Below are 12,129 nucleotides of genomic sequence, written 5' to 3'. Positions count from 1 at the left end.
CGTCAGCCGCGCGCGCGCGCTGCCAGATGCGCGCGGGCGCCGTCGACGATCAACGCGACGCCGCGCTCGAACGCCTCGTCGCCGCTGCGCGCGCGCAACGCGGCCCAGCCCTTCGCGAGCAGCGGATACTCGGCCGCGTCCGGCAGCAGCGCATCGGCGTCGCCGTCCGCTTCCGCCTGCTCTTCCAGCACCCATCCGACCACGAAGCGGCCCAGCGCATACATCACGTCGACCGCCTCGTCCGGCGCGAAACCCGCATCGCCGAGCAGCGCGACCTTGCGTTCGATCGAGCCGAAATGCAGCGCGCGCGGCCGCGTACCGGCATGCAGGCGCGCGCCGTCGCGATAGGCTAGCAGCGCGCGACGGAAACTGCGCGCGTTGTCCAAAAGCCACGCATCCCACGCTTCGCCCGGCCGCGGCAGCGACGCATCGTGACGCTCGAGCATGATCGCCTCGGCCATCGCATCGAGCAGTTCGCCCTTGTTCTTGAAATGCCAATAAAGCGTCGGCGACTGCACGCCGAGCCGCTCGGCGAGCTTCCGCGTCGACAGCCCGTCGATGCCGACTTCGTCGAGCAGGTCGAGCGCCGCGCGCAATACCGTGTCGCGCGTCAGCCGCGCCCCTGTGTCCTTCATCTCTATCACCGATAGGGAAAGCTGTGGAATAATCGCCACTCTATCACTGATAGAGTCACGCTCTTGAATCCGTCCCTGATTGCCATCCTGGCCACGGTCCTGCTCGACGCGATCGGCGTCGGGATCGTGATGCCGATCCTGCCCGGGCTGCTGCGCTCGCTCGCCGACGCAGGCAGCACCGATACCCACTACGGGATCCTGCTCGCGCTGTACGCGTTCGCGCAGTTCCTGTGCGCCCCACTGCTCGGCGCGCTGAGCGACCGCTTCGGCCGCCGGCCCGTGCTGCTCGTGTCGCTCGCGGGCGCCGCGCTCGACTACCTGCTGATGGCGCTCGCGCCGACCCTCGCTTGGCTTTACGTGGGGCGGCTGATCGCGGGCATCACCGGCGCGAACGTCGCGGTCGCGACTGCCTACGTCACCGACGTCACCGCCGAACCCGATCGCGCACGACGCTTCGGCCAGCTCGGCGCGATGATGGGCATCGGCTTCATCGCGGGCCCGCTGATCGGCGGCCTGCTCGGCGCGCTACACCTGCGCGCACCGTTCGTCGCGGCCGCCGTGCTCAATGCGCTCAATCTCGTACTGGTCTGGCGTGCGCTGCCGGAATCACGGCCGCCTTCGGCCCGCGAAGGCCACGCGGTTGGCGCACTCAATCCGTTCGAGAGCCTGCGCCGGCTGACCGGCGCGCCCGCGCTCGCCCCGCTGATCGGCATTTACGTGATCGTGGCGCTGGTGTCGCAGGCGCCCGCAACACTGTGGATCCTGTACGGCCAGGAGCATTTCGGCTGGTCGACGCCGATCGCGGGGCTGTCGCTGGCAGGCTACGGCGCGTGTCACGCACTCGCGCAAGCCTTCGCGATCGGGCCGCTGATCGCGCGGCTCGGCGAGCGCCGCGCGCTTGCACTGGGCCTCGCGGGCGACGCGCTCGGGCTCGTGGCGATCGCGTTCGCGACCGCCGCATGGGTGCCGTTCGCGCTGCTGCCGCTGTTCGCAGCAGGCGGCATGACGCTGCCGGCCCTGCAGGCGATGCTGGCGCGGCAGGTCGACGATGGGCGCCAGGGTGAACTACAAGGCGCGCTCGCGAGCGTGGCGAGCCTGATCGGCGTCGCGGGGCCGCTGGTCGTTACCGCGACCTATGCGGCGACACGTGCGACGTGGCCGGGGCTCGTCTGGGCCGCGGCCGCACTGCTTTATCTGCTCGTCCCGCCGTTGCTGGCCGGTGCGCGGCCGGCGGGCGCGGCACGGCCGTCCGCATGAGCGTCGGCGCGCCCCGTCGCGCTCACTGCGCGAGCGTCACCAGATTCGCGTCGCGCACGAGCTGCCAGCGGCCGTCGGCCTTGCGGAAGATCGTCAGCGTATGGCCCGACCGGCGGATCGTCTCGCCGCCCGGCGGGGTCGCCTCGATCTCGATGAAATTGCGCATGTACGCCCAGTCGCCCAGCATGCGCAGCTCGTCGATCCGGTAACGGCCGTCGATCTTCGGCGCGTTGCCGCCCCCGGCGTTCGCGTCGCGCGACGCGGCCGCAAACGCCGCCTTGTCGAACGGCGGCTTGCCGGCCACCATGAAGATCGCGTCGTCGGCGATCAGGTCGAGTACCGTCGCCAGGTCGCCACGCCGGCTCGACACGAACCAGTTGTCCACGAGTTCGCGGATCGCGTGTTCGTCTTCGGTCATCGTCGTCCCTCCTTCACCGGCGCGCGCCCGAACGCGACGCCACGCCCGAAAAAAAAGCCGCCCGGATCGACTCCGGGCGGCTTTCCTTGCTGCATCTGCTGCAGGCGGTGCGTCAGACCACGACCGTCTGCGCCTCGCCTTCGCGGGTCGCACGCACGGTGCCGATCTTCCACACCTGTTCGCCGGCGGCGGTCAGGTCGGCGATCGCTGCGTCCGCATCGGCCGCCGACACGATCACGGCCATGCCGATGCCGCAGTTGAACACGCGGTGCATTTCCGCATCGGCGACACCGCCGTGCTCCTGCAGCCACTTGAACAGCGGCGGCAGCGGCCATGCGTTCTGGTCGAGCTCGGCGGTAAGGCCTTCGCGCAGCACGCGCGGAATGTTCTCGACGAGACCGCCGCCCGTGATGTGCGCCATGCCCTTCACCGACAGCTTCTGCATCAGCGCGAGCAGCGGCTTCACGTAGATGCGCGTGGGCGCCATCAGCGCGTCGGCCAGCGAGCGGCCGTGGAAATCGGCCGACAGGTCGGGGTTCGCGCGCTCGATGATCTTGCGCACGAGCGAAAAGCCGTTCGAGTGGATGCCGCTCGATGCGAGGCCCAGCACCACGTCGCCTTCGGCGATCGTGCTGCCGTCGATGATCTTGCTCTTCTCGACCGCGCCGACCGCGAAGCCGGCCAGGTCGTATTCGCCGTCCGGGTACATGCCCGGCATTTCGGCCGTTTCACCGCCGATCAGCGCGCAGCCCGACAGTTCGCAACCCTGCGCGATGCCCTTGACGACCGTTGCCGCGGTGTCGACGTCGAGCTTGCCGCACGCGAAGTAGTCGAGGAAGAACAGCGGCTCGGCGCCCTGCACGAGGATGTCGTTCACGCTCATCGCGACGAGATCCTGGCCGACGGTGTCGTGTTTGTTCAGATGAAACGCCAGCTTGAGCTTGGTGCCCACGCCGTCGGTGCCCGACACCAGCACGGGCTCCTTGTACTTCTTCGGCACTTCGAACAGCGCGCCGAACCCGCCGATGCCGCCGAGCACGCCGTCGCGCAGGGTTTTCTTCGCAAAAGGCTTGATCTTGTCGATGAGTGCGTCGCCCGCGTCGATGTCGACACCTGCGTCGCGATAGGACAGACCCTGAGCGTCGGGAGCGGATTTCGGAGGATTCATGGGGGAATGCGAGAAGGTCGGTAAAATGCGATTTTACCCGAAGCCGGCCCGTTGGCCGGAATTCCCAGCACCGAATCGTCAGGGATTGCATCTTGGTCAACACGTCCCCGTTTTCATCGCCGAGCGAACCGCGCCGAAACCGGCGTGGCGCCGTGCGTGCGGCCGCGCGTGAAGCCCGTGAAGACGCAAGCCCCGGCGCGTGCCCGGCGTACGGCGCGCGTATTTTCAACCGACCCGCATTGTGACTGTTGTGTCTCGTCAATTGACGCTCGATCTCGGCACGCCGCCGCCCGCCACGTTCGACAACTTCATCATGAACGAGGAGAACGACGAGCTCATCTCGCGCCTGCAGAAGCTCGACCTCGCGCTCGCGGCGGGCCCCGTGCCGGACCGGTCGTTCTACATCTGGGGCGAGCCCGGCTGCGGCCGCACCCATCTGCTGCAGGCGCTCGTGAGCGACGCATCGTACGGCTATGCGCGCTACCTGACGCCGCAGAGCCCGCTCGGCGCGTTCACGTTCGACCCGCGCATCGGCATCTACGCGATCGACGACTGCGACCGGATGAGCGACACGCAGCAGGTCGCGCTGTTCAACCTGTTCAACGAAGTGCGCGCGCACCCGTCGAGCGCGTTCGTCGCGGCGGGCCCCGCGGCGCCGCTCGCGCTCGACGTGCGCGAGGATCTCCGTACGCGCCTCGGCTGGGGGCTCGTGTTCCACCTGTCGCCGCCGTCCGATGCCGGCAAGATCGCCGTGCTCAAGCTCGCGGCGAAGGAGCGCGGGATCGCGCTCACCGACGACATCGCCGCCTACCTGCTGACCCATTTCCGCCGCGACATGCCGAGCCTGATGGCCCTGCTCGACGCGCTCGACCGCTTTTCGCTCGAGCAGAAACGCGCCGTCACGCTGCCGTTGCTGCGCCGCATGCTGGCGCGTCCCGGCGACGACATCACCCCACCGGGCACGGGCCCGAACCGCTTCGAGTAAAATGCGCTTCCATGACTAATCTGGCACTCTTTGACCTCGATCACACGTTGATCCCGACCGATAGCGACCACGAATGGGGCCGCTTCATGGTGAAGCTCGGCATCGTCGACGCGGAAAGCTTCTCGCGTCAGAACGATCAGTTCTTCGCCGACTACAAGGCCGGCAAGCTCGACATCCACGCGTACCTCACGGCGATGATCACGCCGCTAGCGAAGTATTCGCGCGCGCAGCTGGCCGAATGGCACGATCAGTACATGCACGAGGTGATCCGGCCCGCCATGACGCCCGCCGCGCTCGAGCTCGTGCGCAAGCACCTCGATGCGGGCGACCTGTGCTGCGTCGTGACGGCGACCAACGAATTCATCACGCGCCCGATCGCGTCCGCGTTCGGTGTCGACACGCTGATCGCCTGCGAGGTCGAAACGACCGACGGGCATCCCGATTCGCCGTACACGGGCCGGCCGACCGGCACGCCGAGCTATCGCGAAGGCAAGATCGTGCGGACCGAAGCGTGGCTCGCGTCGCTCGGCAAGCAATGGAGCGACTTCCCGCACACCTATTTCTACAGCGACTCGCACAACGACATCCCGTTGCTCGAGAAAGTCACCGACCCGATCGCGACCAACCCTGACGACACGCTGCGTGCGCATGCAAGCAACCGCGGCTGGCGCATCCTCGATCTCTTCTGAACGTCGTGATCAAAAAATTCATCCGCAAGCTGCTCGGCCAGGACGAAACCGAGCAAACCTCTCCCGCAACGGCCCCGGCCGACGAAGCGGCCCCTGCTACCCCGCGCGCCCCGAAGGGCGCCCGCGGCGGCGGCGCGAAGAAACCGCGCAGCAACCATGAACCGACCGTCGTGCCGGCCAGCGTGCACGGCATCAACCCGGCGCTGATCTCGAAGAACGCCGTGCGCGTGACCGACACGCTGCAGCAGGCGGGCTTCCGTGCGTTCATCGTCGGCGGTGCGGTACGCGACTTGCTGCTCGGCATTGCGCCGAAGGACTTCGACGTCGCGACCGATGCCACCCCGACCGAAGTGCAGCGCCTGTTCCGCCGCGCACGCCTGATCGGCCGCCGCTTCCAGATCGTCCACGTGCAGTTCGGCCAGGAGCTGATCGAGGTGTCGACGTTCCGCGCGCTGGTCGACGCGCCGCCCGAGGCGGCCGCTGCCGAGCCGCCGAAGCGCCTGAAGCGCGACGAACTCGATCGCCGCACGCACGCGGTGGACGCGAGCGGCCGCGTGCTGCGCGACAACGTGTGGGGCGAGCAGCACGAAGACGCCGCGCGCCGCGACTTCACGATCAACGCGATGTACTACGACCCGTCGACGCAGACGGTGCTCGACTACCACGACGGGATGGCCGACGTGCGCGCCCGCCTGTTGCGGATGATCGGCGATCCGGCCACGCGCTTCCGCGAGGATCCGGTGCGGATGCTGCGCGTCGTGCGCTTCGCGGCCAAGCTCGGTTTCGAGATCGAGCCGCATACGCGCGAACCGATCAACGCGCTCGCCGACCTGATCAACAACGTGCCGGCCGCGCGCCTGTTCGACGAAATGCTGAAGCTGCTGCTGTCGGGCCACGCGCTCGCGTGCCTGCAGCGGCTGCGCAAGGAAGGCCTGCACCACGGGCTGCTGCCGCTGCTCGACGTCGTGCTCGAACAGCCGCAGGGCGAGAAGTTCATCACGCTCGCGCTGAACAACACCGATGCGCGCGTGCGCGCCGGCAAGACGGTATCACCTGGCTTCCTGTTCGCGACGCTGCTGTGGCACGACATGCGCCAGCGCTTCGAGCAATACACGGCGGAAGGCGAAATCCCGGTGCCGGCGCTCCATCGCGCGATGGACGACGTGCTCGACATGCAGACCGAGAAACTCGCGATCCACAAGCGCTACTCGGCCGACATGCGCGAGATCTGGGGCCTGCAGCTGCGCCTCGAGAAACGCTCGGGCCGCAGCGCGATGCGGCTGCTGGAACACCAAAGGTTTAGAGCGGGGTATGATTTCCTCCTGTTACGCTGCGAATCCGGCGAGCTCGATGCGGAAGTCGGACAGTGGTGGACGGATTTCATCGAAGGCGACGCGGCCGCTCGCGAGGCATTGCTCACGCAGGGCGGCACGAAGGAAAAATCGCCCCGCAAGCGGCGCCGCCGCGGCGGCGTGCGAAACCGCAAGCCGGGTGAAGGGGCCGCCGAGCCGGCACCGGACGCCTCGGGCGGTTCCGACGACTGACGCGCTCGCCGGCGAACGACGTAGGAAGTGATGCCATGACGGTTGCATATATCGGACTGGGGGCGAATCTCGGCGATGCGCGCCAGACCCTGAAGGACGCGGTGGTGTGCCTTGCGCAGCAGCGCACCATCTCGATCCTCGGCAAATCGAGCCTGTATCGCACGGCGCCCTTCGAAGCGGGCGGCGACGACTACTACAACTGCGTCGTCAAGCTCGACACGACGCTGTCGGCCCGCGAGCTGCTCGCGCTGTGCCAGAAGATCGAACATCACTTCGGCCGCGAGCGCCCGTATCGCAATGCGCCGCGCACGCTCGATCTCGACATCCTGCTGTTCGGCGACGATTCGATCGACGAGCCCGACCTGATCGTCCCGCACCCGCGCCTCACCGACCGTGCGTTCGCACTCGTGCCGCTCGTCGAGATCGAGCCGGCACTCGACATCCCCGCGCGCGGCCGGGCCGACGCGTTCCTCGCCGCCGTCGCGGACCAGCGCGTCGAGAAGGTGCAGACCTGCCAGTGCCTGATGCAGAAGGCGCTCGCTGCCAGCGCAGACGCCGACAAGAACCGCTGCCGATGACCCCGACTCCCCTCACCGTCACCGCGCCCGACCTGCGCGCCCCGCATCGCTATCTCGTGATCGAAGGCCCGATCGGCGTCGGCAAGACGACGCTCGCGCGCCTGCTCGGCGAACGCTGGTCGATGCAGACGCTGCTCGAGCGCCCGCAGGACAACCCGTTCCTCGAACGCTTCTATCGCGACACCGCACGCTACGCGCTGCCCGTGCAGCTGTCGTTCGCGCTGCAGCGCGCGCAGCAGGCACGCGAGCTGATCGGCGCGCTCGACACGGGCCGCCCGGTCATCGCCGATTTCATGCCGCAGAAGAACGACATCTTCGCGCGGCTGAACCTGCCGGAAGACGAGTGGCAGCTCTACCGCTCGGTCGCGACGCACGTGGACGTGCCGCAGGCGCCGTCGCCCGACCTCGTCGTCTACCTGCAGGCGAGCCCCGAAGTGCTGTTCTCGCGCATCCAGAAGCGCGGGCTGCCGATGGAGCTGCAGATCAGCGATGCGTACCTGCGCTCGCTCGTCGACGCGTACAACGAATTCTTCTACCACTACGACCGCACGCCGGTGCTGACGGTCGCAGCCGAACACCTGAACCCGCTGGATTCCCCCGAAGATCTCGCCCTGCTGGTCGAGCGCATCGAGACGATGCGCGGCCGCAAGGAATTCTTCGTCAAGGGCGAGACGACGCGCTGACGCGTCCTCGCCTGTCGTTCCACCCCCATTCGAACCGGATTTCCCATGACCTATCTCCAGGAATCGAGCCGGCCTGCCGTCACGGTGCCCAAGCTGCAGGCAATGCGCGACGCCGGCGAGAAGATCGCGATGCTCACCTGCTACGACGCGAGCTTTGCCGCACTGCTCGACCGTTCGGGCGTCGACGTGCTGCTGATCGGCGATTCGCTCGGCAACGTGCTGCAGGGCCACACGACCACGCTGCCCGTGTCGCTCGACGACATCGCGTATCACACCGCCTGCGTCGCCCGGGCGCAGCCGCGCGCGCTGATCATGGCCGACCTGCCGTTCGGCACGTACGGCACCCCGGCCGAGGCATTCGCCAGCAGCGTGAAGCTGATGCGCGCCGGTGCGCAGATGGTCAAGCTCGAAGGCGGCGAATGGCTCGCCGAGACGATCCGCTTCCTCGTCGAGCGCGCGGTGCCCGTGTGTGCGCACGTGGGCCTCACGCCGCAGTCGGTGCACGCGTTCGGCGGCTTCAAGGTGCAGGGCAAGACCGAAGCCGGCGCCGCGCAACTGCTGCGCGACGCACGCGCGGCCGAAGCGGCCGGGGCGCAGGTCGTCCTGCTCGAAGCCGTGCCGACGCTGATCGGATCCGAAGTCACGCAGATGCTGCGCGTACCGACGATCGGCATCGGTGCAGGCGCCGACTGCTCGGGCCAGGTGCTCGTGCTGCACGACATGCTCGGTGTGTTCCCCGGCAAGCGGCCGCGCTTCGTGAAGGATTTCATGCAGGGCGAGCCGAACATCCAGGCAGCCGTCGAAGCGTACGTGCGCGCGGTGAAGGACGGTTCGTTCCCCGGCCTCGAGCATTCGTTCTGACGTCCGGCGCGGTGCCGGCGATGCATTCGTCGGCACCCGATGAAAAAACGCGGCGCCCTTTGCGGGGCGCCGCGTTTTTTCTTTCTTACGCTGCCAGTAGCGGGCGATGATCCGCCGGTTACTTCAGCACCGCGTCGAGCGCGCCACGCAGCGCGTTGGTCAGCAATAGCGCCTCCGCACGCGCGAGATCGTCACGGGTCACGATCCGCTCGGTCGCGCCGAACGCACGATCGTCGAGCAGCACGCCGCGCATCACGCCCGGCAGCACGCCGGACTCGAGCGGCGGCGTCACCCACTGGCCGTCGAGCTTCACGAACAGGTTCGAGCGCCCGCCTTCCGTCACCTCGCCGCGCTCGTTGACGAACAGCATGTCGAAACCGCCGAGCGCCTCCGCCGCCTGCCACGCGCGATCGTATTCGGCGCGGCGCGTGGTCTTGTGCAGCAACAGCGCATCGCCCGCACGGGTCGGTGCGAAACCGTGCGCGGACGCCAGCAGCACGCCGACCGGCCCCGCCGGCAGCGGCTTGAGCGGTGCCGCGATGATCTCGATCGTGCCGTCCTTCGCGAGCGCGAGCTTCATCCGGTACGCGCCGTCGCCGTCGAGCGCCGCGCAGCGCGCGTCGATCTCGCGACGTAACGCACCGGCGTCGACGCGGAAGCCGAATGCATCCGCACTACGCTGCAGCCGCGCGAGATGGCGATCGAGATGCCGGATGCCGTCCGCACGCGTGGCGGCCGTCGTTTCGAACAGCTGGAAGCCGGGATCGGCGTCCGTCAGGAATCGCGCTTTCAATTCGCACTCCGCATATTCGTCGGCCGCGACGCTGTCGAGCACGATGCCCGCGCCGACGCCCATCGTGCCGCGGCGCCGGGCGGCGATCACCGTTGTCGGATGGCGTGCTTCGGCGTCGGCCACACCGGCGCTGTGATCACCTTCGCTGTCGTTACCATCGCTGGCAGCATCGAGCGTCAGCGTCCGGATCGCGACCGACAGGCAGAAATCGCCGCAACCGGCCAGGCGATCGCCCGGCGCATCGGAATCGGCGCGTTGCTTCGCAGCGTCAAGCCAGCCGATCGCGCCCGTATAGAGCCCGCGCGGCGTCGACTCGATCGCGTCGATCAGTTCCATCGTCTTGTGCTTCGGCGCGCCCGTGATCGATCCGCACGGAAACAGCGCGCGCAGCATCTGCGCGAACGTCGTCCCGTCGCGCCAGCCGGCCTCGACCGTCGACGTCATCTGCCACACCGACGCATACGGCTCGACGGAGAACAGCGCCGGCACGCGGACCGTGCCGGTGCGCGCGATCCGCGACACGTCGTTGCGCAGCAGGTCGACGATCATCACGTTTTCCGCGCGGTTCTTCGGGTCGTTCGCGAGGAACGAGGCCGCCGCCGCATCGTCGCGAGGATCGGCCGAACGCGGTGCCGTGCCCTTCATCGGCCGGGCGCGCAGCACGTCGCCGTGCTTCTCGACGAACAGCTCGGGCGAGCACGACACGACCCACGGACCGTCGGGCAACGCGATCAGCGCGCCGTAGCGCACCGGCTGGCGCGCACGCAGCCGCCGGTACAGCGCGAGCGGCGTGCCGAACACGTCGAAGTTCAGCCGGTACGTGTAGTTGACCTGATACGAATCGCCCGCACGCAGCGCGTCGTGCACCGCGGCGATCGCCGCGTCGAACGCATCGCGCGACACGCTCTTTTCGACATGCGCGACGCCCGCGATCGGCGGCGTGCCGCCGCCGTCCTGCTGCGCGAGCCACGCGTCGACTTCGTCGCGCGACAGGTGCTCGCAGCGCGCATACAGCAAAAAGCGCAGCGGGGCGTGGCCCGGCTGCGCTCGTTGCAGGTTGCGTCCGAATTCGTAGTCGCCGACGACGACCGCATGCAGCCCGTCGCGCAGATCCTGCGCCACCGCCGCATCGACCTCGTCGAGCCGAGCCGGATCCGTGCACACGCGTTCGCGCACGAACCCCGAATACAAACGACTCGACCGCGCGAGCGCGGTCGAGTCGCAATCGTCCAAGAGCGCGAACGACGCGCTCTCGTTGCCTTCAGTCATGCTGTTACTCGAGTTACTCGAAGAAGCTCTTCACACGGTCGAACCAGCTCTTGCTCTGCGGGCTATGACGCGCGCCGCCCTCGGCCAGCGATTTCTCGAACTGCTTGAGCAGGTCGCGCTGGTTGTCGGTCAGCTTCACCGGCGTCTCGACCTGCACGTGGACGTACAGATCGCCCGCGATGCTCGAACGCAGCCCCTTGATGCCCTTGCCGCGCAGGCGGAAGGTCTTGCCCGACTGCGTGCCTTCCGGCACCGGGAACGACGCACGGCCGGCCAGCGTCGGCACCTCGATCTCGCCGCCGAGCGCGGCGGTCGTGAACGGGATCGGCATCTGGCAATGGAGATCGTCGCCGTCGCGCTCGAACACCGAATGCGGCTTGATGTGGATCTCGACGTACAGGTCGCCCGGCGGCCCGCCGTTGATGCCCGGTTCGCCGTTGCCGGCCGAGCGGATCCGCATCCCGTCGTCGATCCCGGCCGGGATCTTCACTTCGAGCGTCTTGGTTTCCTTCACCTTGCCCGACCCGTGGCAATGCACGCACGGCTCGGGGATGTAGGTGCCCGTGCCGTGGCACTTCGGGCAGGTCTGCTGGATGCTGAAGAAGCCCTGCGACATGCGCACCGTGCCCTGACCGTGACAGGTCGGGCAGGTTTCCGGCTTCGTGCCGGGCTTCGCGCCCGACCCGTGGCAGACCTCGCACGACACCCAGCTCGGCACGCGGATCTGCGTGTCGTAGCCGTGTGCGGCCTGCTCGAGCGTGATTTCCATGCTGTAGCGCAGGTCGGCGCCGCGATACACCTGCGGGCCGCCACGGCCGCCGCGCGCGGCGCCGCCCGCTGCCTGACCGAAGATGTCGCCGAAGATGTCGCCGAACGCGTCCGCGAAGCCGCCGAAGCCCTGTGCGCCCGCACCGCCCATGTTCGGATCGACGCCCGCGTGGCCGTACTGGTCGTACGCTGCCCGCTTCTGGCCGTCCGACAGCATTTCATAGGCTTCCTTCACCTCCTTGAAATGCTCTTCCGCATCCTTGCTGTCCGGATTGCGGTCAGGGTGATACTTCATCGCAAGCTTGCGATACGCCTTCTTGATTTCGTCGTCGCTCGCATTCTTCGCGACGCCCAGAACCTCGTAGTAATCCCGTTTCGCCATATCGATTCACTGTGCCGCCACGCATCGCGCACACGGCGGCTCCTTTCGCCTGCAGTAAAGTCTCTCGACTCGTCTGGCGCTGCGCCCGCCGCGGACGGC

General features: G+C 68.1%; 12 protein-coding genes. 7 read left to right on the top strand and 5 right to left on the bottom strand.

Annotated features, from left to right (window positions below):
• Nucleotides 1-2: 2 nt before the first annotated feature.
• A complete protein-coding gene (tetR, locus tag CFB41_RS03505; protein ID WP_089455626.1) occupies nt 3-635 on the bottom strand; it encodes a tetracycline resistance transcriptional repressor TetR in 633 nt (210 codons plus the stop codon).
• A gap of 63 nt (nt 636-698) precedes the next feature.
• On the opposite strand from tetR, the gene tet reads away from it, so the two are divergent.
• Complete coding sequence (gene tet, locus CFB41_RS03500; protein WP_089455625.1) at nt 699-1,892, top strand: Tet(A)/Tet(B)/Tet(C) family tetracycline efflux MFS transporter; 1,194 nt, start codon at nt 699-701, stop codon at nt 1,890-1,892.
• Between the two features lie 22 nt (nt 1,893-1,914).
• On the opposite strand, the gene CFB41_RS03495 is transcribed toward tet, so the two are convergent.
• Both CFB41_RS03495 and purM read right to left on the bottom strand, forming a co-directional pair.
• Nucleotides 1,915-2,310: an SgcJ/EcaC family oxidoreductase gene (locus tag CFB41_RS03495; RefSeq protein WP_089455624.1), complete on the bottom strand. Its 396-nt coding sequence runs from the start codon at nt 2,308-2,310 to the stop codon at nt 1,915-1,917.
• A gap of 112 nt (nt 2,311-2,422) precedes the next feature.
• Entirely contained in the window at nt 2,423-3,478 is a 1,056-nt protein-coding gene (purM, locus tag CFB41_RS03490) for a phosphoribosylformylglycinamidine cyclo-ligase (RefSeq protein ID WP_006484927.1), read from the bottom strand.
• Between the two features lie 250 nt (nt 3,479-3,728).
• Here purM and hda point away from each other — a divergent pair, with 250 nt between their 5' ends.
• Genes hda through panB form a run of 6 tightly spaced genes read left to right on the top strand, consistent with a single transcriptional unit; the run spans nt 3,729 to nt 8,818 of the window.
• On the top strand, nt 3,729-4,463 hold the full coding sequence (gene hda / locus CFB41_RS03485) for a DnaA regulatory inactivator Hda (RefSeq protein WP_006484992.1): 735 nt from the start codon (nt 3,729-3,731) through the stop codon (nt 4,461-4,463).
• Nucleotides 4,464-4,474: 11 nt separating this feature from the next.
• Complete coding sequence (locus CFB41_RS03480) at nt 4,475-5,152, top strand: HAD family phosphatase (protein WP_089424564.1); 678 nt, start codon at nt 4,475-4,477, stop codon at nt 5,150-5,152.
• Between the two features lie 5 nt (nt 5,153-5,157).
• Nucleotides 5,158-6,696, top strand: coding sequence for a polynucleotide adenylyltransferase PcnB (gene pcnB / locus CFB41_RS03475; RefSeq protein WP_089455623.1), 1,539 nt, complete (start codon nt 5,158-5,160; stop codon nt 6,694-6,696).
• 35 nt (nt 6,697-6,731) lie between these two features.
• The gene (gene folK, locus CFB41_RS03470) at nt 6,732-7,274 is read left to right on the top strand and encodes a 2-amino-4-hydroxy-6-hydroxymethyldihydropteridine diphosphokinase (protein ID WP_089439282.1); all 543 of its coding nucleotides are present in this window, start codon (nt 6,732-6,734) and stop codon (nt 7,272-7,274) included.
• Entirely contained in the window at nt 7,271-7,957 is a 687-nt protein-coding gene (locus CFB41_RS03465; protein WP_089424561.1) for a deoxynucleoside kinase, read from the top strand. Before folK ends, CFB41_RS03465 begins: the two co-directional genes overlap by 4 nt.
• Before the next feature lie 45 nt (nt 7,958-8,002).
• On the top strand, nt 8,003-8,818 hold the full coding sequence (gene panB, locus CFB41_RS03460) for a 3-methyl-2-oxobutanoate hydroxymethyltransferase (protein WP_089455622.1): 816 nt from the start codon (nt 8,003-8,005) through the stop codon (nt 8,816-8,818).
• A gap of 118 nt (nt 8,819-8,936) precedes the next feature.
• Here the strand turns inward: panB and CFB41_RS03455 are convergent, their stop codons facing one another.
• Both CFB41_RS03455 and dnaJ read right to left on the bottom strand, forming a co-directional pair.
• Complete coding sequence (locus tag CFB41_RS03455; RefSeq protein WP_089455621.1) at nt 8,937-10,880, bottom strand: chorismate-binding protein; 1,944 nt, start codon at nt 10,878-10,880, stop codon at nt 8,937-8,939.
• 13 nt (nt 10,881-10,893) lie between these two features.
• On the bottom strand, nt 10,894-12,030 hold the full coding sequence (gene dnaJ / locus CFB41_RS03450) for a molecular chaperone DnaJ (protein WP_089430628.1): 1,137 nt from the start codon (nt 12,028-12,030) through the stop codon (nt 10,894-10,896).
• Nucleotides 12,031-12,129 lie beyond the last annotated feature (99 nt).

The organism is Burkholderia sp. AU33803, from assembly GCF_002223095.1.
Taxonomy (GTDB): Bacteria; Pseudomonadota; Gammaproteobacteria; order Burkholderiales; family Burkholderiaceae; genus Burkholderia.
This window is presented reverse-complemented; position numbering and strand designations above follow the sequence as displayed.

Coding starts and splice junctions, on each gene's coding strand:
- tetR (WP_089455626.1), bottom strand. CDS start 635: ATGAAGGACACAGGGGCGCGGCTGACGCGCGACACGGTATTGCGCGCG.
- CFB41_RS03495 (WP_089455624.1), bottom strand. CDS start 2,310: ATGACCGAAGACGAACACGCGATCCGCGAACTCGTGGACAACTGGTTC.
- purM (WP_006484927.1), bottom strand. CDS start 3,478: ATGAATCCTCCGAAATCCGCTCCCGACGCTCAGGGTCTGTCCTATCGC.
- CFB41_RS03480 (WP_089424564.1), top strand. CDS start 4,475: ATGACTAATCTGGCACTCTTTGACCTCGATCACACGTTGATCCCGACC.
- folK (WP_089439282.1), top strand. CDS start 6,732: ATGACGGTTGCATATATCGGACTGGGGGCGAATCTCGGCGATGCGCGC.
- CFB41_RS03465 (WP_089424561.1), top strand. CDS start 7,271: ATGACCCCGACTCCCCTCACCGTCACCGCGCCCGACCTGCGCGCCCCG.
- panB (WP_089455622.1), top strand. CDS start 8,003: ATGACCTATCTCCAGGAATCGAGCCGGCCTGCCGTCACGGTGCCCAAG.
- CFB41_RS03455 (WP_089455621.1), bottom strand. CDS start 10,880: ATGACTGAAGGCAACGAGAGCGCGTCGTTCGCGCTCTTGGACGATTGC.
- dnaJ (WP_089430628.1), bottom strand. CDS start 12,030: ATGGCGAAACGGGATTACTACGAGGTTCTGGGCGTCGCGAAGAATGCG.